The sequence below is a fragment of the Faunimonas pinastri genome (genome assembly GCF_900110915.1).
GTDB lineage: Bacteria > Pseudomonadota > Alphaproteobacteria > Rhizobiales > Afifellaceae > Faunimonas > Faunimonas pinastri.
This window is the reverse complement of the sequence record NZ_FOFG01000011.1, coordinates 41,178-67,578: the sequence shown is the minus strand read 5'-3', so window position 1 is coordinate 67,578 and position 26,401 is coordinate 41,178. Positions and strand designations below refer to the sequence as shown.

Sequence of the window (26,401 nt, the reverse complement as noted above, 5' to 3'; positions counted from 1 at the left end):
GTCACGGTGCGTTCTGGGTGCAGGTGCCTGGCGGACCGCGATGCTCGGGCACCTACAATGCCCACGATCCGAACCCGACCTTAGTTGTCGCCGGAGTCTGTTCGGATGGAAAGGAGGCCGATGTGGTGATCACACGTCAGGCCGATCTGATGACAGGAACCGCGATCGTCAAATTGAGCGACGGTCGGCGAGGCCAATTCGTGTTTGGCAATCTGACCTTTGATCAAGCCTTCGGGGCGGGAACGGCACACACGCTCTAAGCGCCTCGTAGACTTACTGGCGGGTATTTGGGTGTCCGCCAGCGCGGCCGCCGTAAGGAGCTTAATCGGCCTGGGCTGGCTTCTGTGAGTCAGAAGCGAGATGTCGGTTGACATACAGAAGCCTATACCGGGCAGCCCGGTCATGAAGCTCCCGATCCTCCCGCAACAGTTCCGGGGAAAGATGCGGGCGAGGTCCTGAAGCTCACTTAAGTGAGCTTCCAGCTTCCCACCGTCTTCCGAAAAACTTGTCTTTGGTGCTGCCGGATCATCACACTTGCGGGCGATTTCCAGCCTGTCCAGCGTTGCGCAGATTGAGCGCCGAAGGTCTTTCCGCGCCTCCCTAGCATCGCCATCAGCAATGAAGCGAAAATACGGGCATCCCGTGACCAATACCGCCTCGCCCGTGTTCCGGGTAATCGCGGTTAATCCAAATTCCTCGTGCTGACCGATGACCATGTTCAATGCCGGAAGGCGCTCCGCCTGCTTCAGCTCGCGCTCAAGCTTATCCACTTCGGTGAGCGGATTTCCGTCGCTCTCAAGCCCGTCGGGCATTTTGGTAATATGCATTCGAACGCCCGGGAATAGGCGATGGTTTTCGCCATTTGCGGGACATAGTGAGAGGGCTAGGAGCCTACGAAACTCGGGGCTATTCAGCCTTTCGCGCGCTTCTTCGCCAAACGATCGCAGAGCCCCACCTCGCTGGCCGACATGGTGCTCGTGCGCGCCTTCCCGAAATCGGCAGAGGCGGAATGCGGCTCCCACGGAGTAGCCCGGCGCCTCTTCGATGAGGCGTGCACTCCGCCGTTTGAAAGCAAGGAAGCCATGGCGACGGTGCTTGACCGCTTAGAACACCTCGCGACGAAAAGCATGACGAACTGAACCGCTCACCTAGGCTGTATTGGGGTTTGATCGTGTTGACTATCGAGCGTGAAACTCCCGACCAAGCAGACGCCGCCCGCTTCCTGGCTCAGGCCGACGAGCGGTCAAGGCGGCTCTATCCGACCGATGATCGCTCCGGAATGACGCTGTCGCAGCTTCTCCAGGCCGATGTTCGTTTCTTCGTCGCCAGAAGTGGAGACGTAGCTCTCGGCTGCGGTGGATACGTCCGGATTTCCGACTCCGCCGCCGAGATGAAACGGCTGTTCGTCGATCCCCAGGCTAGAGGTCAGGGTGTGGGAAGCGCTCTCATTGCAGCGATCGAGCGCTCCGCCTCAAAAGAAGGCGCCACAACGCTGCTTCTGGAAACCGGGGTCCAATCGGCCAAGGCGCGCCACCTCTATCGCCGCCTGGGGTACCGGGAGCAAGAAGCGTTCCCCCCCTACGCACCCGATCCGCTCAGCATCTTCATGGGCAAGGAACTGGTCAAACTGCGATGATGCCAAAGCGAGCAAAGGTTGCGGGTTCCGTCAGCAGGTCTGCGGCCCTTCCATCCGGGTCCGCAATGCTTCGGCATCCGGCTCAGCTCACGAACCGCAAAGCCGCAGGGATCGACGCGCCAGGTAGCTTCTCTTTCGCGCGGATCGCGCTGTACGTGGCTGGCTTCGGAAGTGCCAACATGATTATTCGCGTAGACTCGTGCTTGCTGTTTCCGATGCCCAAGGGGCCGAGCTCGGTCGGATGCGACCGTTCCGACCCGCTGATTCCCTTCGCGACCCAACGACCGATCTTTAGGTGTGATTGTGCTGGTGGTGCAGGTCGGGATAGTGGGGATGGCTGTGCCGCAGCGGCTCGTGTGAGTGCCGATGCGAGTGCGGCTCCGTCACCCGACCTTCGTGCTCATGCTGGTGGTGCGCGTCATGGACGTGGACGTGCTCGTGCTCCATCGCTTTATGGAGGTGCTCGTGCTCGTGCCTCTCCGCCAGATGCAGCCACAGCCCAACGCCCATCAACAGCCCGGCGGCGATCAACTGCGCTGTCACCGGCTCGCCCAGCAACGTTACGGCGATCAGCGCTCCGATGAAGGGCGCCAGTGAGAAGTAAGCGCCCGTACGCGCCGCCCCGAGGTGACGTAGCGCCAGCATGAAGAGCACAAGGCTAACGCCCACACCGAGAAAGCCAACGAAAGCCGCCATGCCGAGCGTCGCCAGCGGTGGCACGTGGGCGCCCAGCAAGAGGGCCAGGGCGACATTGACGCTTCCGGCTGCCAGCCCTTTGACGGCGGCTGTCACCACCGGATCGACAGAGGAAAGCTTGCGCGTCAGGTTGTTGTCGATGCCCCAAGCAACGCAGGCGGCGGCAATCAACGCCGCGCCCGCATCGAGGCGCACGCCCTCCCCCCTCCACGAAACGACCGCCGCGCCAGCAAGGATGGCGAAGGCGCCGGTTATCAGCCGTCGATCGACGTTCTCACGGAACACCATCCACGCGATGAGCATGGTGGCCAGCCCTTCCAGGTTGAGCAGCAGCGAGCCGGAGGCGGCGGATGTGTGCGCCAAGCCGAGCATCAGGAGCAGCGGCCCCGCGAAGCCGCCGAAAAGAACGACTGCCGCCAGCCAAGGCAGATCGTGTCGGCGAAGCGGGGCTTCCGGCGCAGGTATTCCGAGCGCTGCCCTGCCTCCATGCACGATGGCGAGCCCGGCTCCCGCGCCGAGGTAAAGCACTCCAGCCAGTAGTTGCGGCGGCACGCTGCCGAGCAGCAGCTTGGCGAAGGGAGCCGAGGCCCCGAACAGCAGGGCGGAGGAAAGTGCCAGCGGCACGCCCGGCCAAAGGTGAGAATGCGAGTGCTTCATGCACGGAGCCTATCAGGCGATAGTCATGCCTGCCGACCCAAACTCAATCCAGGCTGCCATGAAGGCCGCCATTCCGCTCCCGCCCCATTGCGGCCCTTGTGGCCGTGGAGAACGGTTTCCCAGAGCAGTCCCTCACAATTGAACGATCTCGAGGTTTGGGGACCGGAACGGCCTCAGCAGGGCGCTATCCAGGCCAGCCGCGGTCACGAGCGTCGTGATTTCAGCTAGCGGCACGATGCTGTATGCCGATGCCGCCCCGAGCTTCTCGCTCGTTGCCAGAACGATCGTCTCAGCTGACTGCCTGGCGATCAGCCGTTTGATCGCAGCCTCCTCCCCGTCGCCCGTGGTCGCGCCCGTCTCTGGATGGAGGCCCGTTACACCCATGAAGTAGGCATCCACACGAATGCGGGAGATCGCCTCCGCGCTCGCAGAACCGACTGCGACGATCGAGTGCTTGAAGAGTCGCCCCCCGATCATCTCCACCTCCGCCAGTGGGTGGCGGGCCAGTTCCACCGCGATGCTCGGGCTATGGGTGATGACCGTGACCTTCAGATCTCGGGGCAGTTGACGCGCCAGTTGCACGTTCGTTGTGCCGCCATCGAGGAAGATGATCTGCCCTGGCCGGATCAATCCGGCGGCAGCGCTCCCGAGGGCAGCTTTGGCGGACGTTCGAGCCTGCGCGCGCTCGGTGAAATCCGCGACGGCTGGCGAGGCGGGCAACGCACCGCCATGGACCCTTTGCAGCAGACCTTCGCCAGCGAGTTCGCGCAGGTCGCGGCGGATCGTATCCTCCGATACGCCCAGCTGTTGACTGAACGCCTTTGCGATCAAACGGCCGTCCTGCCGCAGCCTCTGAAGGATCAGTGCCTTGCGCTCCGTCGTCAGCATCATACAGCCCCGATTGCACGAACTTACTTGACTCTGCACGACATTGCACGAAACCTTGCCGATATCCAGAGGCGTCATCAGCGCCCCTATGAATGGTTGAGGGTCTTTCGTGAGCATCGCCCACCGCATCCGCCTGGAGGACGTGACCGTCCTGTCCGACGACTGGTACGTCCTGAAGAAGACCACGTTCTCGTTCCAGCGGGGCGACGGAAAATGGCAGCGCCAGTCCCGAGAGACCTATGACCGGGGAAACGGGGCGACCATCCTCCTCTACGATCCCCATCGACGCACGGTGGTCCTCACCCGGCAGTTCCGCTATCCGGCCTTCGTCAACGGACACGATGACCTGCTGATCGAGACACCGGCCGGGCTTCTCGACAATGCCGATCCCGAGAAGCGCATCCGTGCGGAGACGGAGGAGGAGACGGGCTTCCGGGTGCGCGAGGTTCGTCAGGTCTTTGATGCCTTCATGAGTCCCGGCTCAGTGACGGAACGCCTCCACTTCTTCGTCGGCGAGTACGAGCCCGGCGACCGCGCGTCTCAAGGCGGCGGCAACGAGGCTGAGGGTGAGGACATCGCGGTCCTCGAAGTCGGTATCGATAAGGCGTTGGCAATGATCGCCTCCGGTACGATCCGGGACGGCAAGACGATCATGCTGTTGCAGTACGCTGCCCTGAACCTTCTCCCACCGGCGGCATCGAGCGCGCAAGCCGAGCAATGCTGATCCTCATCGCGGGACCCTACCGCTCCGGAACCGGGGACGATCCAGAGAAAATGGCAGCCAACCTTCGGCGCCTCGAAGAGGTGTCCTGGCCGCTGTTCCGAGCAGGGCACGTTCCCATGATTGGCGAATGGGTGGCAATGCCCGTCTGGCGTTCGGCGGGTGGAACGGCATCGGGCGACGAGCTCTACGACCAGATCTTCTACCCCGCGGCGGAGCGCCTGCTGCATGTCTGTGACGCCGTGCTGCGTCTGCCTGGCGCATCGAAAGGTGCCGATAACGATGTTCGCCGGGCACGAGAACGGGGTTTGCCAGTCTACGACGACGTAAACGATGTGCCGGGCGTGTCGCCGTAACGAGTGTCTCTTTGATGCGCTCTGGCGACGGGTTGCGGGTCGTGGGGCGGAGGTTCCCGGTTGAGCGCGATGCAGGCGGCGGCGCCCGGGGTTAGGATCGGTCGAGATGGTCGTCATCATCTCCGAGGCTGCCTGGGATCGGGGGCCGGAACCCGCGCTGACAAACTTCCCCCAAGGCGGGATCTCAGCCGGATGAGAGTACAGTTATGCGCTCGCGGAAAAAGCATGGGGGTCAGGAACACCGACGGGAGTGACGGGTTGGGTGCCCATCACATCGAGGAGGACGCCATGCCGTCGGTCGGCGTGACGGATATCGTCATCCACGTAGAGGAATTGAACACCTCCGCATCCCGGTCGGTCGTGCTGCTCCACGGCTGGCCCGACGACGCCTCCACCTGGGATGATGTGGCGCCGGCGATCGCGGCAGCCGGCTACCGCGTGATCATCCCGACGCTGCGTGGGTTCGGCAGATCCCTTTTCACCGACAAAGCAGCGCCGCGCACGGCGAACCCGGGCATCCACGCGATGGACATGATCGCGGTTCTCGACGCGCTGGCCATCAACAAGGTCGCGGTTGTCGGGCACGATTGGGGTTCGAACATCGCGGAGGCGCTGGCCGTAGGCTGGCCCGATCGGATAGAGCGCATCACCATGCTCGCCACCCCGCCGCGGCTCGGCGGCATGCCAACGCCGCCGTTCGAACAGGCGCAACGCTACTGGTATCACTGGTTCATGGCGACGGAGCGGGGCGCGCAGGCCGTCCGCGCGGATCCTCATGGCTTTGCCCACCTGCACTGGGAAAACTGGTCGCCGAAGGGCTGGTTCGACGAGGCGACGTTCCGCAAGGTCGCGAAATCCTTCGACAATCCCGACTGGGTCGACATCACCCTGCACAGCTATCGCTCGCGCTGGGAAGAAGCGGCGCCGGATCCGCGCAGCGACTGGCTGGAGACGAAGATCAAGGCGGCCACCAAGCTGTCCCTCCCGACGCTGTTCATCAAGGGCGACGAGGACGGCGTGACCACTCAGGAGAGCTTCGCGAAGGTACCTGCCAAGTTCGGTGGCCCCTTCGAGATGGTGGGACTCCCGGGCGTCGGACATTTTCCGCAACGCGAGGCGCCGGGCGTCGTTGCGGACCTGATCATCGCATTTCTCGCCGACGCTCCCGACGAGGTGAGGCAACCATGAACTATCTTCCATACCGCCCCGAGATCGAGAAACCCGAGCCGAAAGAGCAGGAGACGATCGACGGGATCATCCGCGGCATGACGCAACAGAGCGAGACTGTCGAGGCGCGCGAGCACCACGCGGTACGGGCCAGCCACGCGAAATCCAGCGCCCTGGCCGTCGGCACCCTGGAGATCCCCGAGGGCCTTGCTCCCGAACTCGCTCAAGGGCTGTTCGCCCGGCCCGGCAATCACCCTGTCGCGGTTCGCTTTGCGCAGGGGCCGGGAGAAACGCTCGGCGACCGCGTCTCGACGCATCGCGGCATGTCGATCAAGGTCTATGACGTTCCGGGAGAGAAACTCGGGGACCATCACGCGGATACGCAGGACTTTGTCCTGGCGACCGGAACCACGTTTCCGTCGGGAACGGCAAAAGGCTTTCTCCGCGACGGCACGCTCATCGGCAAGTCAACCGGGTTGCCGGAGGTGGTCAAGAGCGCGGTTTCCTCAAGCGCGCGCAACTTCAACCGACTGCTGCACGCGGTGGGAGCCGAAAGCCCGAAGGCGGACTTCTTCGGGCATCCCTTCAGCCATCCGCTGGCCGACCCGTACTTCAGCCAGGCGCCGGTCCGGTTCGGAGATTACGTCGCCAAGCTCGGCGCTTTCCCGGTTAGCGTGGCGCAGGAGGCGCTCAAGACCTGGAAGCTCGATCCGCATGAAGATGAGGACGGCTTCCGTCATGCGGCGGTTGCCTTCTTTCACGACCACGACGTCGTCTTCGAATTGCGCGCGCAGCTCTGGACGAACGCGGAAACCCAGCCCATCGAAGATGCGTCTGTCGACTGGCCGGTAGACGAGAGCCCTTACCGCACGATTGCCAAGATCCGCCTTCCGGCGCAGGAGGCTTACAGCGCCGCTCGCCAACACTATTTCGACGAGCAGATGACGTTCCGTCCAGCGCACAGTCTGGCCGCGCATCAGCCGCTCGGTTCCGTGATGCGTGCGCGCCTTCAGGTGTATCGTGCGCTGGCGGCCTTCCGACAGCACGAAAATGGCGTTGAAGCGGCTCCTCAGCGCGATATCCGCGAAGTGCCCGGCTGACGGGTCATTTCTCGCCCTCGCGGAAAGATGGCCATCCGCCATCCTCGTCCGACACGAGGTGCTGGAGAAGGCTCAGAGCCAAGGGCTCGAGCCTTTCGTGGTCCATGGAACAGAGCATCAGCTGTCGGGTCGCCCAAGGATCCGTCAGCCGCAGGAGATCCAGCGGCATCGAGCGTCGGGCGCGTCGAGCAGACAGCTCGGGCACGATACCGACCCCGGCCCCATCGGCGACCATCCGACAGACGCCTTCGAACGTTCGCAGCAGGATACGCGGGCGAACGCGGATGCCGATGCGCTCCCCCTGGTCTCGGATCTGCACCTGAAGGGCACCGTCGAACCCAATCATCGGCTCCGCGGCGATTTGCGCGAAGGCCACACGCTTCTCACCCGCCAACGGGTGGTCACGCGCAACGACTAGGACAAGCCGATCGACGGCGAAGGGGCGGGTCGCAACGGCGTTCGTATCGGCCGCATCCGACACGATCCCGATCTCTGCCAGCCCGCCCGCCACCGCTTTCACGATCTCGGGGCTGGGTCGTTCGGCCAGATCGATGTCGGCCCCTGGATGCCGGGCGAGAAAAGGTCCAAGCCGCGCCGGCAGGAAGCCAGCGATCGCCGCCGAGTTCGCCAGCATCCTGACCGAGCCCCTGAACCCTTTCGCATGGTCCGTCAGTTCGGCGTGCATGGCCCCGACCTGGCGCAGGACGAGGCGCGCATGGTGGGCGAGTATGTCCCCCGCCCGCGTCGGCACCACACCACGCCTGTTGCGCACAAGCAGCGGAACGCCGGACGCGATCTCCATGTCCCGCAGCCGCTCGCTGGCGGCCGCCAGCGACAGATTCGCAGCCTTCGCCCCATGCGTGACGCTGCCCGCATCGACGGCGGCGAGGAACAATCGCAGATCGGGCAGATCGAAGCGCATACCGTGTCCTCGCATAACAAGAGACTTCGGACCAGCCGAAGGGTGATGCCGCCCCTTCCGAATTGCGCTCGCCTGCCGGAAGGACGAACTGCCCGGATGGGACAGAACCTGCCGCTCCTCGCCGCCGTCACCGCAACCTTTTTCCTCGCCGGCCTCGTCAAGGGCGTTACCGGGATGGGTCTTCCAACCGTGGCGATGGGTATCCTCGGCGCCCTCGTGTTGCCTGTCACGGCGGCGGGCCTCCTGCTGATGCCGTCTTTCGTCACCAATGTCTGGCAGCTTGTGGCGGGACCCCGGCTCGGCCTCCTGGTCGTTCGGCTCTGGCCCATGATGGTGACGATCGTCGTCGGAACAGTCGCGGGCTCAGAACTCCTGACGGGAGGCAACACGGAAACGACGACGACCGCACTTGGCATCGCTCTCGTGGTCTACGCGGCCTATACGATGCTGGCTCGACCGCTGTCCGTTCCCGGACGGCTTGAGCGCGTCGTCTCGCTGCCGGTCGGACTGATCACGGGATTGGTGACGGGAGGAACCGGTATCTTCGTCATTCCCGCCGTTCCCTACCTTCAGTCTCTCGGGCTCGACCGGGACGATCTGGTCCAGGCGCTCGGTCTGTCGTTCACGATCTCGACCGTCGCTCTCGCGATCGGTCTCGCCCTGAACGGCGGCATCCATAGCAGCGGCTGGCTCGCTTCCATCCTCCTCGTCGTCCCTGCCCTTGCTGGCATGGCGGTGGGAAAAATGATCCGCACACGGATCAGCCCGCTCGTCTTCCGAAGGCTGTTCCTCCTCTTCCTGCTTGTCCTCGGCCTGGAACTGGCCTTGCGACCGCTGTTCTGATCGCATTCCGCTGCGGCTCCAGCCACGCGACGGGACCGTCCAGCGCTTCAGCACCAGCATGTCCTTCATGAGGTGGTCCAGCTCGATGGTGTCCGGTTCTCGTCGCCGGCCGCCTTCAACCGCCTCAGCTCCCCCTTCGGTTCTACGCCCGGCTTTGTAGGCGACCCGGCAGTCCGTCACCTCTGATGAGGACTAACCTCAGCAACTAGATGCCCGGGGACATAAGTGCCCGTAGGATATGTATCCCGACAGATAACCGTCTACCACGCGCCGATTTCGACAATAGAAGCGTGCTACTCTACCTGAGCGCCGCCGACACGGAGGTTCGATCCATGAAACCCCATTCGATATTCGTCTTTGGGCTTGTCACTCTCCTGGTCTGCTTTGCCCTACCCGGAAGTGGAAACTCAGCGGGCGATCCGGCCGAAACGGCTTGTCACCAGAAAGATACTACCGTGGCAATTGTCGACTGCTTCGAGGGGCTGACGGAACATTGGGACAAGCGGTTGAACACGGCGTACAAAGCTGCGCTCAAGGCGTCGGAAAGCCCGGCACGCAAGGATGCTCTCATCCAAGCGGAACGGGACTGGGTTTCTTACCGTAAGGCCAATTGCGGCTGGTATGCCGCTCTTGAAGGCACGATCCGCGAAGTCGAGAGCGCAGGCTGCATGTTCGACATGACGAAGGATCGCACACTCGAGCTGGAACGAACCTTGCAGCCCTGACCCCAACGTTGTGTCATCGTGTGGGAATCGTGTTCATCGGCAACCCTACGGCGACCGCACATCGCGCCGAGGACGGCGCGTGCGTTCAGGCGGACGCTCTGGGTGACGTAACCCTATGCCCGGCGGCGCCCGGAATGTCGCGCCGCCATTGAAGCTAACCTGGAAAGCCCGCTCCCTCATCAAGGCTCAGGGCTCAAGGCTCGTGAGCGCTATCGCCGTCCGGCTTTCGTTTTTCGAATGAAGATGTCGCGTGATCTGTTGCCTTCCCCCGTGGCGGGGGTCAGCGAGCGCGAGTTATCGCTTCGATCCTCGCGACATCGTCATTCGCGATGCACTCGATTGAGTTCATCTTCGCGAGCTCCAGGATATCACTTCTGGATTTCGGCCCCGATGAAGATCAACCCGTTCCTTACGCCGGATCTCCAGTAGTTCCATTCGTGGCTTCCCTCGCGAACCATGAAGCGGTGCTTCACCCCCATGTCCCGAAGCTTCTCGTGGAGCAGCACGTTTCCGTCGAAGAACTTATCGTCCGACCCACAGTCGATGTAGAAGTCGGTCGCCTTCACGTTCGCTGCGGGAAGGTCGTCGACCATGTCCAGGACGCTGTACTTGCGATAGTCGGCGTTGATCCTGTCCTGCCCCTTGAGGCCCATTCCCCACGCCTTTCCATAGCGCCTGTCGTAACCGGCCTGGTCCATCGTCACGATCTGAGGATCGGTCCGGTACGCGGCGCTCATGGCCACGGCTGCCTTGAAGAGCTCCGGGTGGCGCATCGAATAAGCCAGTGCCGCGTAGCCGCCCATCGAGAGACCCAGGATCGAGCGGGTCGGTTTCGTCCCGATCGCCCGGTATTGGCTCTCCACGTAGGGGACGAACTCCTGGACGAACATGTCCTCCCAGCGAAACTGCCCGTCGGCGTCGTTCATGTAGTAGGTATTGTTCTTGTTCTCCAGATTCCGGCGCCCGTCCGGACTGACAGCGATCACCGGCGGGATGACGCCACGATCGATCAGGTCGTCGAGAACGACCTCGATCTTCCCGAACCGGAACCAGTCCGCGTCCTCGCCCTCCTCGCCGCCATGCATGAGGTAGACAATCGGGTACGAGCGCTTCGATCTATCGTAGTCCGGGGGCAGATAGACGCTGAACTCTTCTGCTTTCGACAGGATCTTGCTCGGCATCTGGAGGTGCTCCTCGACGCGGCCGTGGCCTGACGCGAAGGCAGCCCCCGGCAATGCCGCGAGCAGGATGGCCGACAGAGCGGCCGCAACGTAATTTCTCATGGGAATCTCTGCGGTAGGAACACGATGCCCTGGCGGAGCGGCCAGATCGAACGCTCCGCCAGAGGTCGGTCAGTTGCGGCTGGCGGAAGCGGTAGCCCGGGCCTGGGCATCCCAGTCCTGCACCTGGGTCAGCCACGATCGGTCACCGTGCTGTTGCTGAGGATCGGCGACGCAGCGGAAGTTCCCCGCGTCGTTCGTGTCGCCGGTTCCCGAGTATCTCGCGACCGAGGGATAGGGACAAAGCGGTCTGGTCCGGTCCACGGCTCCATCGGTCCGATGCGACGCGACGATGCGGTCGGGCGCCTTCCCGTGCTCGACCCAGCTCTCAAGCGTTCCCAGCGCATCGAAGCTGTCGGGGCCGGGGCCGCCCTCGCAATGCCCGACGCCGGGCATCAGGAACAGCCGATAGAACGGATCGACGCGCTGGTGACCGTCCATCGCATCCAGGACCGAGTTGTAATAATCGATCCCGGTACGGGCGGAGGACACCTTGTCCGCCAGCCCGAAATACATCAGCAGCTTGCCACCCCGCTTTTCGAACGGCGTGAGATCGGCCTGGGTCGCGTTCATCGTCGGCAGCAGCTTGTTGGCGAATTCGAGGTCCCGGTCGAAGTCGAAGCTGTGCCAGTCGAAGTTCGGGTCGGCGAAAACCCAGTGCTTCCAGAGCTCCAGCCTGACGGGCTCCGGCTGCCCCACGATGTAGGAAGTCCAGCCGTTCTTGGCGTCGCCGCCAGGAGCTTCGCTACCCGGATCCCAGCCGGGGAAGATCGACCTTCCCGTTTTTGGATCGTGCGGCCCCGCATAGACTTTGCGCACGACATCCACCTGAGCCGATGTCAGGCAATCATCCGCGTCGCCGTTCTGGCAAAGGAGCGTCGCAGGATCGAAGTGGCATTGGCCGGGGTCGCCGATCAGGCCGTCCTTGACGCCGTCCAGTTCGTCGCACGCCGCGACGACCGCCTTGTTGATCAGCGGCAGTTTCGGCCTGGTCAGGATCTCCTTGCCCTCGGCGTCGTGATTGACGATCCAGGCCCACAGGAAACTGGCGCTCAGATTAGTCCTCGCATAGCCGGGGGCGCCCGCGATGATCCCGTCATAGTCAGCCGGGTAGCGTTGGGATTCCGCCATGGCCTGGAAGCCACCCGTCGAGCATCCCTTGAAGTAGGAACGCTCCGGCAGACGGCCGTTGAGGTCTCTCACGATCAGCTTGGCCGCGTCGGTCATCACGTGAATGGATCGGTCCGACCAATCCGCGATGCGATCGGGATGGCCGATCACGAAACGGAGGTCCTCCCCCTGGTGGCCGTCATCGGTGGCAACGGCAGCGTAGCCCCGACGGAGGGCCGCAGCCATTTCCTTGTAATCCAGCACGCTGGAATAGCCGCCATTGCCCACTCCGAGAAGCTTCCCGTTCCAGGCGGCGCCCTCGGGAACCCAGACTTCGAGCCCTATCTGCGAATCGGGGGTAGGTGCGGCTTCGACTTCGACGCGACAGAAGGCAGGCCCTGTAAGCGCGGTGCTTTCCTTTCCTTCGGACGCCGGTGGACGGAAACCGTCCTGCGCGATCCGGGAGGCGGATTTCACCGTCATGTGCGGCAGCTGCAGCGATCTCAGGTCTTCACAGGATCCGGCCGCCAGAGCCGGAACGGCACAGCCGGATGCGGCGGCGATCAGCGCGCCGCCGAACAGGCGGCGCCAGGCCTTTGTCCCCCGAGGCGTTGCAAACCCGGGGCTTCTTCTTCCACCCATGTTCTCTTCCTTGCTTCCTTCACTCGATGACCGGAGAGGCGATGAAGCAATCCCCGGCTGGCGCCGCTTCGCGACGCCCGGAGTGGAGGGGAGCAAGTGAGAAAATCGCGCGCTGTCCGCCGGCTTACAACGCAGCGCGGCACCGCAGCCCCCCTCGAAATGCGCACTCTGACGGTGCGCTGACACCCACCCTTTCAGAACCAAGCTTTCAGACAGCTTTCACCGGCAGCGATGAACAACATTCCCCACTCGAAAAGAACTTTGCTTTCCTCGCTCCCCGGGATCGGACCCGGCGGTACCAGAGGTAATCCCGAAGTCGCCGACGCGGGCGTCGCCTGCCGTTCAGGAACGTCTGGACGTCAGGCGACATGCGGGCCATTAAGGCCGCTGTTTCTCAGGAATGCCGACAGCGTGGACCAGACCATCGAAGTTCAGAGCCTGTTCTCGGGCACCAGGCAGCATCCGATTTATGCTGACCGTTTCATCCCACAGCAGCGGACCCTCCGCTATCCGGTGATCATGATCCACGGCGGTTGCAATACCGGGACGTGTTTCACGATAACCCCGGATGGAAGACGCGGCTGGGCACAGGACTTCGCCCGGGCCGGGATAGAGGTCTTCGTGATCGACTGGCCGGGCCACGGGAGGTCGCCGATGCGGGCAGACTTCCTCAATCTCTCGAGCCGCGACGTTCGCAACTCCATCGCGGAAATGCTGACGGATATCGGGCCTTCAGTGCTCCTGGCGCACTCGGCGGGAGGCCCGCTGATCTGGTCGCTGGCGGAAGAATGCCCGGATCTGGTCAAGGGGCTTGTCGGTGTCGCGGCCGGCCCTCCCGCAAACCTCGTGCCGTCGCTCGATCCCGGATCATTGCAAGCCTTGGAGGCCACCGCCGATCCCGACGCGGGCTTTCCCATCATGGCTCCCCGGGACGAACTCTTCCTCGTCGACGAGGCCTTCGTCACGGAATATTGGTTCTCTGGCCCGCAGGCGCCGGAGCGCGCGGGAGAGCTTTTCTTCCGCAGCGTCGTTCCCGAGAGCCCGCGCATCATCAACGAGCGCTTCAACGTCGATGGCGAAGGACTTTCCATCAGGGACCCGGCACAGGTGGGCGCACGGCCAGCCCTGATCGTCAGCCCGGAGTGCGATCCACGGCACCCCCGCCACATCGATAAGGCAACGGCCGACTATCTCGGCGCCGAGTTCGTGTGGCTGGCAAACCATGGCATCTGCGGAAACGGGCACATGATGATGGCCGACCGCAACAGCCGGAGCATCGCACTGTTGATCGCGGACTGGCTTCAAGGCCAGCAGTCGCTCGCGACCGCCTCCTAGGAGCGGGGACGCCGTTCCGACGGGCGCGTCAGCACCGGGCATATCGTACAGCCGACCGATCGCCGACGGGTGACGCGCAGCTCTTCCGGTACCGCGCCATCGAGGTGGGAAACCGCGCCGGCGAAGCCGGGATCGCCACGGCGGCGCGGGTTGTCGGTTTCCCGGAGGCACATCGCGTCGTCGCCCCGGCGAAGCCGGGGGTCACGTCAGGCAGCAACGGCCACGCCGCTGTGGGTCCGCGACCTCGACACGGTTCCGGCCGAGCGCTTTCGCTTGATAGAGCGCGCGATCCGCCGTGGAGAGCAGCGCCTGAAGGTCGGGGCTTCCGGCACTCAGCTCGGCAAGACCGATGCTCACCGTCGCCGGAATAGCCAGACGGTCGGCATGGGCTGCCGCCTCCGCGAACCGAAGTGCAACGTTCTCGCCAATCGGCCTGGCGCCTTCCGCTTCCTGACCGATCATAAGCGCGGCGAACTCCTCGCCGCCGATCCGGGCGAGAATGGCCTCCGGTCCGAGCGTCTCCCGCGCGACGTCCGCAAAGAGCCTCAAAACGTCGTCGCCGGCCTTGTGACCATAGCGATCGTTGATCGCCTTGAAGTGGTCGAGGTCGAAGGCAAGCAGGCAAACCGAGCGACCTGACCCGCAGCGGTCGATGACCTGCCCGCCCTTCTCGAAGAACCCGCGCCTGTTATGCAGGCCGGTCAGGTAGTCCAGGTGGGCGGCGGCTGCGAGCTTGCCCTGCGCTTCTTCCCGGACCATCCCGATGAGGGCCATGGGCACCGCGACCGAATAGAGCACACCCTCGTACATCGTGGCCTTGGCGAGTACCGGCAGCAGGCTCTCGCCATAGAAAGACACCATCACCGGCGCGAGGAAGGCCCGGGCGAGATTGAATGCCGCATGGACGGCGAAGATCGCCACGGCCAAGGGGCGCACCGCCAAGGCTCGCGTCACCCGGCTTCGCAGCAGCGTCCAGGCCGTCATTCCGCAAACGGCCGCGATCGGCAACGAGGCGAGATAATTCCAGAAAGCGCCCGTGAAGCGATCCCCGCCCACAGTCCAGACCAAGGCGATCACCGCCAGCACCGCGGCCGACCAGGCAAACCGCCTTTTGCCCTCCAAGCTCGCGACCCCGTGATGCAACAGCAGATAGCCCAGCACCATGATCAGGTTGGCCAAGGCCCATCCGCTGATGCCGGGCAAATGGTAACGGTTCATCGCCACCACGCATCCGGCGGCGAAGGACACATAGCTCAGCGCCCAGACGGCGAGTTCGCGCGAGCGCGCAGGATGAAGGCGGCGCTCCCAGAAGGTCATCGCGGCCGCGACGAGCAGCGTGCCCACGATCAGGTCGTAAAGGGTCGAAAGGTCCATCCGCAGCACCGGGAGCAGAACGCGCCTGCCGAGGCTTAGACGAAATGCGGAAAAGTTCCGTTACTCGCGCGACATTCCCCAGGCACGATGAATGACCGGTTGAGGTGTGGACGCGGAGTTCGGTTCCTGCCGCACGGATTGTCGCTCGTCTGCCCGTCCCCTTATCGCGCGGGCGTCGCCGGCGGGAACCGGTCGCCCCGCAGAGGGTTGGACACTCATCGCTGAAGCGAGAGGAAGACATGAAACTGACGTCCGGGATCAAATGGCTGGCTGTTGCCGCAGTTGTGACCTTGGGATCGGTAACGGCCGCCGAAGCCCAGCCCTACTACCGCAATGGCCCGCCTCCGCCGCCCCCGCCGGGATACGGCTACGGCTACCATCATCGCCACTATCATCGTCCCCCGCCGCCGCCGCCCCCGCCGTGGGCCTACGGCCACCACCGGCCGCATCATTGGCGCGGCGGTCCGCCCCCGCGGGGTTACCGCCAGGGCTACGAGCGCTGGTAACCAGCCACGACATCCCGAAGCCCCGCCCTCGCGGGGCTTCTTTCGTTTCGGAGAAAAGCCCCGAAATGGGAGATCGGGCGCTGAGTATTTCGTCCTGAGAAGCCTGCCAGTTGACACCCCGTCCTGACCGCGACTAGCCTGTCCTTCCATAACAATAAGTTCTGTTTCACTATAATGGGATAGAGGGGCGTCATGAAACATGGTCTGCTGGGCGCTGGAGCGCTCCTTTTCACCAGCGTGTCCCTTCTGGGCTCGCCGGCCATGGCCGAGCCCGTAAAGGGCGGCGTGATCGACGTGGCGACCGTGGGCGAGCCGCCGACGCTGGATCCCATGACGTCGACGGCCGACCTCGTCGGGATGATCACCCAGCATATCTTCGAGACACTCTACACCTTCGACAAGGACTGGAACGTCGTCCCCCTCCTGGCCGAAGCGATGCCGGACATCTCGCAGGACGGCAAGATCTATGCCATCAAGCTGCGCTCCGGCGTCAAATTCCAGGATGGCAGCGACATGACGTCGAAAGACGTGGTGGCGTCCCTGAAGCGCTGGGAAGAGGTCGCCTCGCGCGGCAAGCAGACGGCGTCCGACATCCAGTCGATCGAGGCGGACGGGGATCTCGGCGTGAAGATCACGCTGAAGCAGCCTTATGCCCCCCTGCTCTCGCTCCTTGCCTTCAACAATTCCGCCGCCATCATCCTGCCTTCAGACGATCAGGACATGCCGCTGAAGAAGGTGATCGGAACCGGTCCCTACATGCTGAAGGACCGCAAGCCCGACCAGTACATCCAGCTCGTCCGCTTCGATGGCTACAAATCCCGCTCCGATGCTCCGAACGGCTATGGCGGCGCGCGGCATCAATATCTCGACGAGATCCGCTTCGTCCCGGTGCCGGACCCGAACACCCGCGTGCAAGGCGCGATCGCCGGCCAGTTCGCCTATGCGGACTCGCTGCCGGTCGAATCCTACGACCAGGTGAAGGGCGGCAAGGACAAGGCCATGATCCTGAAGCCGTTCGGCTGGCCCGTCTTCATGATGAACACCAAGGAAGGCGTGCTCTCCAACCTGCAGATCCGCAAGGCGGTGCAGGCGGCGATGAACTCGGAAGACATGCTGCTGGCGGCCTTCGGCTCCAAGGAGTTCTTCACGGTCGACGGCTCGCTCTATCCCGAAGGCTTCGCCTGGCACAGCGATGCCGGCACGGAGGCCTATAACCAGGGCAACCCGGAAAAGGCGGCGGAGCTGCTGAAGAAGGCGGGCTACGACGGCAAGCCGATCCGCATCCTCACCAGCCGGCAGTACGAATTCCACTACAAGATGGCGCAGGTCGCGCAGGCCTATCTTGAGCAGGCGGGCTTCAAGGTCGACATGCAGGTGGTGGACTGGGCGACGCTGACGCAGCGCCGCGCCGATCCCAAGCTGTGGGACATGTTCATCACTCACAGCCCGTTCCTGCCGGAGCCCGCGCTGAACGGTTACATGCAGGATTCCTCCCCCGGCTGGTGGGCGACCGACGCCAAGCACGCGGCGATCGAGCCCTTCGTGACGGAAACCGACCCCAAGAAGCGCGCCGCGCTCTTCTCCAAGGTGCAGCAGGTCACCTTCGACGAGGTGCCGATGTACAAGGTGGGCGACTTCAACGCTCTCGCGGCCGTTTCACCGGAGCTGAAGGACGTGAACCAGGCCTCGTGGCCGTATTTCTGGAACGCGTACCTGCAGAAGTAGCCCGCTCCCGATCGAATGCCGGCACCGCCTCCCGTGAAACGCGGTGCCCTTTTTCCCCTTCGAGGCTCCATGGCTCGCTACATCCTCAACCGTATCATCGGGGTGATCGTCGTCCTCTTCATAGTGGCGACGGTCGTCTTCGTGATCGTGCGGGTGACACCCGGCGATCCCGCTGCCGTGATGCTGGGACCGGACGCGACGGCCGCCGACATCGCGGACCTGCGGATCAGGCTGGGGCTGAACCAGCCGATCCCGGTGCAGTACCTGTACTTCATGGGAGGCCTGCTCCGGGGCGATCTCGGCCAGTCGATCTTTCTGAACGAACCGGTGCTGACCGCGCTGGGACAGCGGGCGGAACCGACCTTCTTCCTCACGATCTTCTCCATCCTGATCGCCTGCGCGATCGCCCTGCCCGTCGGCATCCTTTCCGCCTACAAGCGCGGCTCGGTCTTCGACCAGGTGGTGACGACGCTCGCCATGCTGTCGGCCAGCATCCCGAGCTTCTGGCTGGGGCTGGTCTTCATCGAATTCTTCGCGGTCAAGCTCGGCTGGTTTCCGACCTCCGGCTATGGCGGTCCCGGTGACAGCTTCCTGAGCCGCATGCATCATCTGGTGCAGCCGGCGGTGACGCTCGGGCTCGTCAACTCCGCCCTCATCATCCGCTTCGTGCGCGCTTCGATGCTGGACGTTCTGGGCGACGACTACGTCCGCACCGCCCGCTCCAAGGGCATGGGCGAGGCCCGCGTCGTGCTGAAACATGCCTTGAAGAACGCGCTGATCCCGATCCTGACGGTGATCGGCCTGACCACGGCGCTGCTGATCTCCGGCGCGATCGTCACGGAAACGGTGTTCGGCCTGCCCGGTGTCGGCAGCCTCATCGTCTCGGCCGTGACGCGGCGCGATTACCCGGTGATTCAGGGCGCTCTCCTCGTCATCGCCGCGCTTTACGTGCTGATCAATTTTGCCATCGACATGCTCTATCTCGTCGTCGACCCGCGGGTGAGCTACTGATGGCCGCCGTCGCTTCATCCCCCGCAGCCTATGGCGGCGCTTCGTTCCTTGGGCTGCTCGTCCGCCGCAAGACCGTGCTCTTCGGCGCGATCATCCTCATCGTCGTGGTTGCGGCCGCCCTGTTGTCGCCCTGGATCGCGCCCTACGCGCCGGCAAAGCTTTCGCTGGCCAACCGCCTGAAGCCACCTTCCGCGCAGCACCTTTTCGGCACCGACGATTTCGGCCGGGACGTCTTCTCCCGGGTCATCGTTGCGGGCCGCACCTCGCTGACGGTGGGCTTCTCCGTCGTCATCGTCTCCACGGTTCTCGGCGTGATCCTCGGCCTGCTCGCGGGTTTCTTCCGCCGCCTGGACGGGCCCATCGCCCGGGTCATCGACGCGATGATGGCGTTCCCCGACATCCTGCTCGCCATTTCCCTGGTGGCGGCGCTGGGGCCGTCGGCAAGCAACGTCATCCTGGCGCTCGGCATCGTCTATGCGCCACGCCTCGCCCGCATCATCCGCGCGTCCACGCTGGTGATCCGCGAGCTGCCCTATGTGGAGGCCGCGCGAGCACTCGGCGTTTCCACCCCGCGCATCATGGCAAACCACGTCCTGCGCAATCTCGCCTCGCCCATTCTCGTGCAAGGGACCTTCATCTTCGCCAACGCGATGCTCGCGGAGGCCGGCCTTTCCTTTCTCGGCGTCGGCGTCGCGCCGAGCACGCCCACCTGGGGCACCATGATCAGCCAGGGCCGCCAGTTCATGGATTCCGCCGGGTGGATCATGATGTTCCCCGGCCTCGCCGTCGTTCTTTCCGTCCTCTCGTTGCAGCTCGTCGGCGACGGCCTGCGCGACATGCTGGACCCCCGCCTCTCCAAGGACCTCTAGACATGCAGAGTTCAGGCACAGGAGCCGGAGCGCTCCTTCTCCGCAACGTGAAGCCCGTCGCGTTCGACGGCATCCCCGGTTCGGCGACCGACATCCTGATCGGCGCCGATGGAAAGGTGGAGCGCATCGGCGCGGGTCCCTTCGACGGTTCCGCGCAGCAGGTCGACGGCAAGGGCGCCTATGTCTCGCCCGGCTGGATCGATCTCCACGCCCATGTCTGGCATGGCGGCACGGATATCTCCATCCGTCCGACGGAGGCCGGGGTGAAGCGCGGCGTCACGACCATCGTGGACGCGGGCTCGGCGGGCGAAGCTAATTTCCACGGCTTCCGCGAGTTCATCATCGAGCCCGCGAAGGAGCGCATTCTCGCCTTCCTGAATATCGGGTCGATCGGCCTGGTCGCGTGCAATCGCGTCAGCGAACTGATCGACATGCGCTCCATCGACATCGACCGCACGATCGCATGCGTCGAGGCCAACCGCGACCTGATCATCGGCATCAAGTGCCGTGCCAGCGGCGTCATCCTCGGCTCCTGGGGCATCACCCCCGTCAAGATCGCCAAGAAGGTCGCCAAGATCCTGAAGCTGCCGTTGATGGTGCATGTCGGCGAGCCGCCGCCGCTCTACGATGAGGTCCTTGAGGTGCTGGGGCCGGGCGACATCATCACCCATTGCTTCAACGGCAAGGCCGCCGGCTCCATCGTCGAGGACGACGACCTGTTCGCGCTGACGGAGCGCTGCGCCTCGGAGGGGATCCGGTTGGACGTCGGCCATGGCGGCGCGTCCTTCTCCTTCCGCGTAGCCGAAATCGCGATCCAGCGCGGCCTCATGCCCTATTCGATCTCCACCGATCTCCATCTCCGGTCGCTGGACGGTCCGGTCTGGGACATGGCGACGACCATGTCCAAGCTGATGTCGGTCGGCATGCCCTTCGAGGCCGTGATCGAGGCGTCGACAACCGCGCCGATGAACTCCATCGGCCTGCCGACGCAGAACCTCCTCTCGGTCGGCCAGCGCGCCGAGTTCACGATCTTCGACGTGGTCGACGAGGACGTCGTCATCCGGGACTCGCAAGGTCATGCCTCGCGGCTGACGCGGATGATCGAGCCGCGCTACGTGGTCCTCGGCAACGAGGCCATCGCGGCATCGCGACACCGGCCTCACGCACCGGCCGCCGGCGTTGGCAGCGAGTGCCCCCATTGCGGTGGGCATATCCAGTGACCGATCTCCCCGAAGACGTGATCCTGTCGGTCGAAGACCTGCAGACGCATTTCGTCTTTCGCGGGTTCGTGGCCCGCTCGGTCGAGGGCGTGACCTTTTCCCTGACGCGCGGAAAGACGGCGGCGATCGTCGGCGAGTCCGGCTCGGGGAAATCCGTCACCAGCCTCTCCATCATGCGCCTGCTCAGTTCGCCCGGCCAAATCGCGGGCGGGCGTATCCTCTATCGCGCCCGCGACGGCCGGGTTCTCGACCTCGCCCGGCTGAGCGCGCGCGAAATGCGGCGCATCCGCGGCCGGGAGATCGCGATGATCTTCCAGGAGCCGATGACCAGCCTCAATCCGCTGTTCACGGTGGGCGACCAGATCGGCGAGATGATCACGCTGCATCAGCCGGTCGGCCGGGCGGAAGCGAGACGTCAGGTCATCGAGTTGCTCGACCTGGTCGAGATCCCTGCGGCCGCCACCCGGCTCGACGATTATCCGCACCAGATGTCGGGCGGCATGCGCCAGCGCGTGATGATCGCGCTCGCGCTTGCCTGCCGGCCCTCGCTGCTGATCGCCGACGAACCCACGACCGCGCTTGACGTCACTGTGCAGGCGCAGATCCTCGACCTGCTCCGCCGCCTTCAAAGCGAGCTCGGCATGTCGATCCTGTTCATCACGCACAATCTCGGCGTGGTCGCAGAAATCGCCCATGACGTGGTGGTGATGTATGCCGGCCGCGTCGTGGAGCAGGCCTCGGTGCGCACGCTTTTCGCCCACCAGAAGCACCCTTATACAAAGGGCCTCCTGGCCTCCACGCCCAATCCCGGGCGCGACCTTGCCGGAAGCGAGCGGCAAAGGCTGACGCCGATCCCCGGCACGGTACCCTCCATAACGGCGCTACCCCCCGGCTGCGTCTTCGAACCGCGCTGCGGCTACGCCATCCCGGAATGCCGCGCGGGCCGCCCGCCGCTCTTCCCGGCGGGGCCGGATCATTTCAGCCGCTGTATCCGCCACGAGATCATGTGAGCCGCATGTCCGCCACTCCCGCACAGGATTCCGCTCCGCTGCTTCGCGTCGAAGGGCTCAAGAAGCATTTCCCCGGCCGCAACGGCGGCGTCGTCCGCGCCGTGGAGGACGTCACGTTCTCCGTGCGCCGCGGCACGATCACGGGCCTCGTCGGCGAATCCGGCTCGGGCAAGACTACGGCCGGCCGCTGCCTGCTACGGCTCGTCGAGCCGACCGGCGGCAAGGCGGTGTTCGACGGCGTCGATCTCTTCGGCCTATCCCCCCACGAGATGAAGGCCTATCGCCGGCGCCTGCAGATCATCTTCCAGGACCCCTATTCCAGCCTGAACCCGCGTATGCGCGTCTCGGGCATTCTGGGCGAAGCGCTGGACGCGCACGGGCTGGCCAGGGGAAAGCAGCGCCCCGCCCGTATCGCCGAGCTTCTCACCATGGTCGGACTTTCACCCGAACACGCGCGCCGCTTTCCGCACGAATTCTCCGGCGGCCAGCGCCAGCGCATCGGCATCGCCCGGGCGCTCGCCGTGGAGCCGGATTTCATCGTGGCCGACGAGCCAGTCTCCGCCCTCGACGTTTCGGTACAGGCGCAGATCCTCAATTTGATGCAGGATTTGCAGCAGTCCCTCGGCCTGACCATCCTGTTCGTGGCGCATGACCTGACAGTCGTGGAATATCTCTGCGACGACGTCGTCGTCATGTATCTCGGGCGCATCATGGAAAGCGGTCCGAGCCGCTCGGTCTATGCCCGTCCCCGGCACCCCTACACCAAGGCGCTGCTTTCCACCGCGCCGGTGCCGGATCCCGACTTCAAGCGCGAGCGGTTGATCCTGAACGGCGACATTCCGAGCCCGCTCGATCCGCCCTCCGGCTGCGTCTTTCGCACGCGCTGCCCCTATGCGGGGGACGCTTGCGCCGAAATCGTCCCGCCTCTCGATCCCATCGGCCCGAGCCACGCGTCGGCCTGCATCCGCCAGACCGAACTCGTTGCAGCCGGCATCCTCTAGAAAGACAAGAATGACACAGACCTCCGCTTCGCCGTCCACGGAAACACCTTACGAGCGCCTTGCCGCGCTGGGCCTCACCCTGCCGAAGCCGCCGGCCCCGATCGCGAACTTCGTCACCCATGTCCGCAGCGGTTCGCTGCTCTTTCTCTCGGGACAAGGTCCGCTTGCCGCCGATGGGCGGATGCACAAGGGCAAGGTCGGGCTCGATGTTTCGACAGAACAGGCCTACGGCCATGCCCGGATCACCGGCCTCAACCTGATCACGGTGATGCACGAGGCGCTTGGCGATCTCGGCCGCGTGAGCCGGATCGTGAAGCTCCTCGGGATGGTGAACGCCACGCCTGACTTTGCCGAGCATCCCGCCGTCATCAATGGCTGTTCGGACCTGATGGTGGCCGTTTTCGGCGAGGCCGGAAAGCACGCGCGCTCGGCCGTGGGCTTCGGCTCCCTTCCCGGCAACATCACGGTGGAAATCGAAGCGATCGTCGAAGTGGCGGACTGAAGCGGCAGAACTGCCGCTTGCTCAGAGCGGGCCGGACGTGCGCCGGCCGCCGACCACATCGCCCCAGCCAAGGCTTGCCTCGATGCGCCGCGCCGATTCCAGGACGGCACCGACGAATCGCTCGCGATCCTGCTGGACCTTGAATTCCGGCAGCACGATCGAGACCGTCGCGGCGCATTGGCCATCGGGGTCGCGAATGGGCGAGGCGATGCAGGCGACCGCGTAATCGGACTCGCCGGACTGGATGGAAAGGCGCGCGGCCAGAGACGCGGCGGCGGCATCCGCCAGCGCCTCCGGATCGATCTCGGCCCGGCCCGTGGGTGAAGCCCGGGCCGATCTGCGAAAGATTTCCACCCGCTCCGCTGCCGGCAGATGCGACACGAGCAGGCGTCCCGACGCCGTCCAGTTCAGCGGCACCCGCGTGCCGACGCGCGAAGTCACGTTGAAATGGCCGGGGCCCTCCGCCATGGCGAGCACCACCATCATGTCGCCGTCCCGGCCGCAGATCTGGACGGTTTCGCCCACCTCGCGGCAGAGTTCGTGCATCTCGTGCGTGGCGACCGTCAGGAGATCCAGCGAACGCGCATAGGCCAGTCCGTAATGATAGAGCCGCGCACCGAACCAGATCGTCCCGTCGACGCCGCGAGCCAGCATCTGTTTGTCCACGAGATCGTCCACGACGGAATAGACCGTGGAGACCGGCGCCCGCACGGCGCGGGCGATGTCGTAGCCAGTCGCGGCGCGCCCGGTTTCCTGGAGATAGTCGAGGATCTGCACGGCGCGGTCGATGCCGCTGACGCGTCGGCGCGGCTGACGTTCGGAATCTTGCCCCGGATTGGGGACCGGATCGGCTCCGATCCCGACAAGCTCTTCCATGCGCGCTGAACTCCCGGGCACCTGCTGTTTCATGTCCGGTCGATCCTAAGCCCGCCAGCTTCGCGATGGAAGCACATGGTCGCGGGGCGCCGTCGGGTCAAGCGAACCACCTGGATGGCTCGCCCGCTCCCGCTGCCCTCAGTCCGGCCAGGCCGTGATGCTCGCTTCCCGGCGGGCCAGCCGCTCGCCGAGGTCGCTGGCGATGATCTCGTTGGAGGCGCGCGCCTTGTCCAGTTCCTCCGTCAGCCGGTCCGCGACGACCGTCTCCTCGCCCTCGTGCAGGTTGCAGGGATCGAGATAGAAATAGCCGTGCTCCACCTCGTGATCGCGCACGATGATCGGCGGCGTGCCGCGGGACATCGCATCTGCGAGATCCCAGGCCGTGATGTGCGCAGCCTGTGGCTCGACGGAAACCTTGAGCCGGTCGAGCGGGTTATGCGTGGGATCGGGATCGATCGTCACGACAACCCCCGGTCGTCCGTTCAGCCGCTGAAGCCAAAGGTCCAGCGCCGCCTTTTCGCGCCTGCGGATGCCCTCGTGGTCCCGCTTCTCCCAGGCCGTCAGCGCGGCGATCGTGCCGACCATGCCTTCCTTGCCGACCTTCATGCCACGGCCGATGCCATTATTCTGGAGATACGTGGCGCGGACCAGATCCTTGCTGCCGGCGACGATGCCACCGGTCGGACCGCCCAGAAATTTGTGGGACGAGTAGAGTGCGATGTCGGCGCCCGCCTCCAGAAAGCCCCTGAGATCGTATTCCGATGCCGCGTCCACGATCACCGGCACGCCCTTGGAATGCGCGATGTCGCAGAACTGCTTCAGCGGCAGCATTCCGTATTGAACGGCATGGTGCGAAATCACGTAGACGGCCGCCGCGGTCCGCTCGGTGATGGCGCCCGCAAGCTGATAGCCCGCGACATGCGTCGCCTGCCCAACGGGCACCACCCCGGCCCCGGCCAGCCGGATCCCCTGCTCTACCGGCGCGCCGTAGCCCACCATATGGCCGGTCTGGATCAGGACTTCGTTCTTCAGGCCCGTCGTATCCGGCAGCCGCTCGATTGCCGAAAGATCGCTGCCCGTCATGCAGGCCGCGACCGAAAGCGTGATACCGGCGCTGCAGGACGCCGTGACGAAACCGGCTTCCGAACCGCAGAGGCGGGCAATGACCGCACTGGCCTTGCGCTGGAGATCGGAAATCTCCACGAATTCCGGCAGGACGGCCGTGATGGCCTCCACCGCCTCCGAGACGACGATGGATGCTCCAAGCCCCGTCATCGTGCCGGAAACATTGATGATCGGGCGCAGGCCAAGTTGCTGTCGGATCGGAAGTGCCACGTTCTGTCCATTCCAGAATAATGGATGTTGTATCGTTATAAGGAGCCTCTGTGGTCTATCGAGTCAAGGTCCGCAGTCGGGCGAAGCTCGGCCTTTTCGTCACCGGCGCCCCTCGCGGGATCGCAGCACGGCGCCGAAGCGCGGCCCACCAGAGGACAAGGAAGGATCTGCCGATGTCAGCGATCAGGAAAGCAGGACTGGCTGTTGCCACCGGCCTCGCGATTCTCGTCCTCAGCGGGTCCGGCCTGCGGGCCGAGGAGCCGATACCGGACATGAGTGCGGCCGAACCGAGCACGACGGCATTGCCGACGGACCAGATCCTCGCCCACCCGGAGCTTGCCGACCCCTTCAGTTACGCAACGGCGGTACAGGCGCTCTGGGCGAAGGGAGCGCGTCTGCAGGCAACCTTCTGGTTCTATGTCTTCCAGGAGCGCACGCGGCCTTGGGCGCTCGCCGATCAGAACGGCGACGGCGCCAGCGCGTTGCGCGCTTCCATCAACGACGGTCTCGGACCGCAGGTCAACGGCTGGATCGCCAGCGACGTCGGGGCCTGGAAAGCCGTGGTGGAGCGGGCTATGGCCTACGAAAGCCACTTCCCGCTCTACGGCGAGCGGCCCTCCAACATGACCGCCAAACTGTGGAGCGCGCTGGTCGACAGAACCCGGGCCGAATATGTCGCCGGAGCGAGAAAGGCCTTCGACTCGATGAGTGCGGAGGACGTCGCTTCGTCCCGGAAGCAGGCGGGACTTTACGTCGGCCCGTTGCAGGATCCCGGCCCCGCTCTTCCGGATGGGTGGCGATGAAAACGCCAGCCGGGCACGCTGCCCGACCGCGCTGACCGGTCGCTGCCGCTCGCTTTGCCCTGCGGTGACGCAAAGGCAGTCTCCCGCGATA

At 64.6% G+C, this 26,401-nt stretch carries 25 protein-coding genes; 16 read left to right on the top strand and 9 right to left on the bottom strand.

The window, feature by feature from the left end:
• Positions 1 to 80 precede the first annotated feature (80 nt).
• Positions 81 to 827 (bottom strand): hypothetical protein, encoded by a 747-nt coding sequence (locus BMY25_RS14435; RefSeq protein ID WP_092497756.1) that lies wholly within the window; start codon positions 825 to 827, stop codon positions 81 to 83.
• Between the two features lie 344 nt (positions 828 to 1,171).
• Here BMY25_RS14435 and BMY25_RS14430 point away from each other — a divergent pair, with 344 nt between their 5' ends.
• Entirely contained in the window at positions 1,172 to 1,636 is a 465-nt protein-coding gene (locus tag BMY25_RS14430; protein ID WP_143061981.1) for a GNAT family N-acetyltransferase, read from the top strand.
• A gap of 291 nt (positions 1,637 to 1,927) precedes the next feature.
• On the opposite strand, the gene BMY25_RS14425 is transcribed toward BMY25_RS14430, so the two are convergent.
• Positions 1,928 to 2,989 (bottom strand): DMT family transporter, encoded by a 1,062-nt coding sequence (locus BMY25_RS14425; RefSeq protein ID WP_092497752.1) that lies wholly within the window; start codon positions 2,987 to 2,989, stop codon positions 1,928 to 1,930.
• A 132-nt stretch (positions 2,990 to 3,121) separates the two neighbouring features.
• Positions 3,122 to 3,877 (bottom strand): DeoR/GlpR family DNA-binding transcription regulator, encoded by a 756-nt coding sequence (locus tag BMY25_RS14420; protein ID WP_092497894.1) that lies wholly within the window; start codon positions 3,875 to 3,877, stop codon positions 3,122 to 3,124.
• A gap of 109 nt (positions 3,878 to 3,986) precedes the next feature.
• Here BMY25_RS14420 and BMY25_RS14415 point away from each other — a divergent pair, with 109 nt between their 5' ends.
• The 4 genes from BMY25_RS14415 (at position 3,987) to BMY25_RS14400 (ending at position 7,221) form a co-directional block, all read left to right on the top strand.
• The gene (locus tag BMY25_RS14415; RefSeq protein ID WP_092497750.1) at positions 3,987 to 4,601 is read left to right on the top strand and encodes an NUDIX domain-containing protein; all 615 of its coding nucleotides are present in this window, start codon (positions 3,987 to 3,989) and stop codon (positions 4,599 to 4,601) included.
• Positions 4,595 to 4,954, top strand: a complete 360-nt coding sequence (locus tag BMY25_RS14410; RefSeq protein ID WP_092497748.1) for a DUF4406 domain-containing protein — start codon at positions 4,595 to 4,597, stop codon at positions 4,952 to 4,954. Before BMY25_RS14415 ends, BMY25_RS14410 begins: the two co-directional genes overlap by 7 nt.
• A gap of 225 nt (positions 4,955 to 5,179) precedes the next feature.
• Positions 5,180 to 6,142, top strand: coding sequence for an alpha/beta fold hydrolase (locus tag BMY25_RS14405; RefSeq protein WP_238858348.1), 963 nt, complete (start codon positions 5,180 to 5,182; stop codon positions 6,140 to 6,142).
• Entirely contained in the window at positions 6,139 to 7,221 is a 1,083-nt protein-coding gene (locus BMY25_RS14400; RefSeq protein ID WP_092497746.1) for a catalase family protein, read from the top strand. The genes BMY25_RS14405 and BMY25_RS14400 overlap by 4 nt, the downstream gene beginning before the upstream one ends.
• A 4-nt stretch (positions 7,222 to 7,225) precedes the next feature.
• Here BMY25_RS14400 and BMY25_RS14395 read toward each other — a convergent pair whose 3' ends face one another.
• Positions 7,226 to 8,143, bottom strand: coding sequence for a LysR substrate-binding domain-containing protein (locus BMY25_RS14395; protein WP_092497744.1), 918 nt, complete (start codon positions 8,141 to 8,143; stop codon positions 7,226 to 7,228).
• 96 nt (positions 8,144 to 8,239) lie between these two features.
• On the opposite strand from BMY25_RS14395, the gene BMY25_RS14390 reads away from it, so the two are divergent.
• Both BMY25_RS14390 and BMY25_RS14385 read left to right on the top strand, forming a co-directional pair.
• On the top strand, positions 8,240 to 8,986 hold the full coding sequence (locus BMY25_RS14390; RefSeq protein WP_092497742.1) for a sulfite exporter TauE/SafE family protein: 747 nt from the start codon (positions 8,240 to 8,242) through the stop codon (positions 8,984 to 8,986).
• A gap of 332 nt (positions 8,987 to 9,318) precedes the next feature.
• Entirely contained in the window at positions 9,319 to 9,711 is a 393-nt protein-coding gene (locus BMY25_RS14385) for a lysozyme inhibitor LprI family protein (protein ID WP_177176873.1), read from the top strand.
• A 368-nt stretch (positions 9,712 to 10,079) separates the two neighbouring features.
• On the opposite strand, the gene BMY25_RS14380 is transcribed toward BMY25_RS14385, so the two are convergent.
• Together BMY25_RS14380 and BMY25_RS14375 are read right to left on the bottom strand one after the other, a co-directional pair.
• Positions 10,080 to 10,994: an alpha/beta hydrolase gene (locus tag BMY25_RS14380; protein ID WP_092497738.1), complete on the bottom strand. Its 915-nt coding sequence runs from the start codon at positions 10,992 to 10,994 to the stop codon at positions 10,080 to 10,082.
• A gap of 69 nt (positions 10,995 to 11,063) precedes the next feature.
• Complete coding sequence (locus BMY25_RS14375; protein WP_092497736.1) at positions 11,064 to 12,743, bottom strand: tannase/feruloyl esterase family alpha/beta hydrolase; 1,680 nt, start codon at positions 12,741 to 12,743, stop codon at positions 11,064 to 11,066.
• Between the two features lie 231 nt (positions 12,744 to 12,974).
• On the opposite strand from BMY25_RS14375, the gene BMY25_RS14370 reads away from it, so the two are divergent.
• Positions 12,975 to 14,078 (top strand): alpha/beta fold hydrolase, encoded by a 1,104-nt coding sequence (locus tag BMY25_RS14370; protein WP_092497734.1) that lies wholly within the window; start codon positions 12,975 to 12,977, stop codon positions 14,076 to 14,078.
• Between the two features lie 201 nt (positions 14,079 to 14,279).
• Here the strand turns inward: BMY25_RS14370 and BMY25_RS14365 are convergent, their stop codons facing one another.
• Positions 14,280 to 15,422, bottom strand: coding sequence for a GGDEF domain-containing protein (locus BMY25_RS14365; RefSeq protein ID WP_238858347.1), 1,143 nt, complete (start codon positions 15,420 to 15,422; stop codon positions 14,280 to 14,282).
• Positions 15,423 to 16,150: 728 nt separating this feature from the next.
• Here BMY25_RS14365 and BMY25_RS14355 point away from each other — a divergent pair.
• From BMY25_RS14355 to BMY25_RS14325, 7 genes are all read left to right on the top strand, one after another.
• Complete coding sequence (locus BMY25_RS14355; RefSeq protein WP_092497730.1) at positions 16,151 to 17,683, top strand: ABC transporter substrate-binding protein; 1,533 nt, start codon at positions 16,151 to 16,153, stop codon at positions 17,681 to 17,683.
• Positions 17,684 to 17,752: 69 nt separating this feature from the next.
• Positions 17,753 to 18,694, top strand: coding sequence for an ABC transporter permease (locus BMY25_RS14350; protein ID WP_177176872.1), 942 nt, complete (start codon positions 17,753 to 17,755; stop codon positions 18,692 to 18,694).
• Positions 18,694 to 19,563 carry an ABC transporter permease gene (locus BMY25_RS14345; protein ID WP_092497728.1) on the top strand — a complete coding sequence of 290 codons (870 nt, stop codon included), beginning with the start codon at positions 18,694 to 18,696 and terminating at the stop codon, positions 19,561 to 19,563. The genes BMY25_RS14350 and BMY25_RS14345 overlap by 1 nt, the downstream gene beginning before the upstream one ends.
• Positions 19,564 to 19,565: 2 nt before the next feature.
• Positions 19,566 to 20,783 carry an amidohydrolase/deacetylase family metallohydrolase gene (locus BMY25_RS14340; protein ID WP_092497726.1) on the top strand — a complete coding sequence of 406 codons (1,218 nt, stop codon included), beginning with the start codon at positions 19,566 to 19,568 and terminating at the stop codon, positions 20,781 to 20,783.
• Positions 20,780 to 21,793: an ABC transporter ATP-binding protein gene (locus BMY25_RS14335; protein ID WP_092497724.1), complete on the top strand. Its 1,014-nt coding sequence runs from the start codon at positions 20,780 to 20,782 to the stop codon at positions 21,791 to 21,793. The genes BMY25_RS14340 and BMY25_RS14335 overlap by 4 nt, the downstream gene beginning before the upstream one ends.
• A gap of 5 nt (positions 21,794 to 21,798) precedes the next feature.
• Positions 21,799 to 22,794: an ABC transporter ATP-binding protein gene (locus tag BMY25_RS14330; protein WP_092497722.1), complete on the top strand. Its 996-nt coding sequence runs from the start codon at positions 21,799 to 21,801 to the stop codon at positions 22,792 to 22,794.
• A 10-nt stretch (positions 22,795 to 22,804) separates the two neighbouring features.
• Positions 22,805 to 23,296, top strand: a complete 492-nt coding sequence (locus BMY25_RS14325; RefSeq protein ID WP_092497720.1) for a RidA family protein — start codon at positions 22,805 to 22,807, stop codon at positions 23,294 to 23,296.
• Between the two features lie 21 nt (positions 23,297 to 23,317).
• Here the strand turns inward: BMY25_RS14325 and BMY25_RS14320 are convergent, their stop codons facing one another.
• Together BMY25_RS14320 and BMY25_RS14315 are read right to left on the bottom strand one after the other, a co-directional pair.
• Positions 23,318 to 24,172, bottom strand: a complete 855-nt coding sequence (locus BMY25_RS14320; protein WP_092497718.1) for an IclR family transcriptional regulator — start codon at positions 24,170 to 24,172, stop codon at positions 23,318 to 23,320.
• A gap of 138 nt (positions 24,173 to 24,310) precedes the next feature.
• Entirely contained in the window at positions 24,311 to 25,507 is a 1,197-nt protein-coding gene (locus tag BMY25_RS14315; RefSeq protein WP_092497716.1) for an aminotransferase class V-fold PLP-dependent enzyme, read from the bottom strand.
• A gap of 173 nt (positions 25,508 to 25,680) precedes the next feature.
• Between BMY25_RS14315 and BMY25_RS14310 the strand changes: the two genes are divergently transcribed.
• Entirely contained in the window at positions 25,681 to 26,310 is a 630-nt protein-coding gene (locus BMY25_RS14310) for a hypothetical protein (protein ID WP_092497714.1), read from the top strand.
• The last annotated feature ends 91 nt before the right edge of the window (positions 26,311 to 26,401 follow it).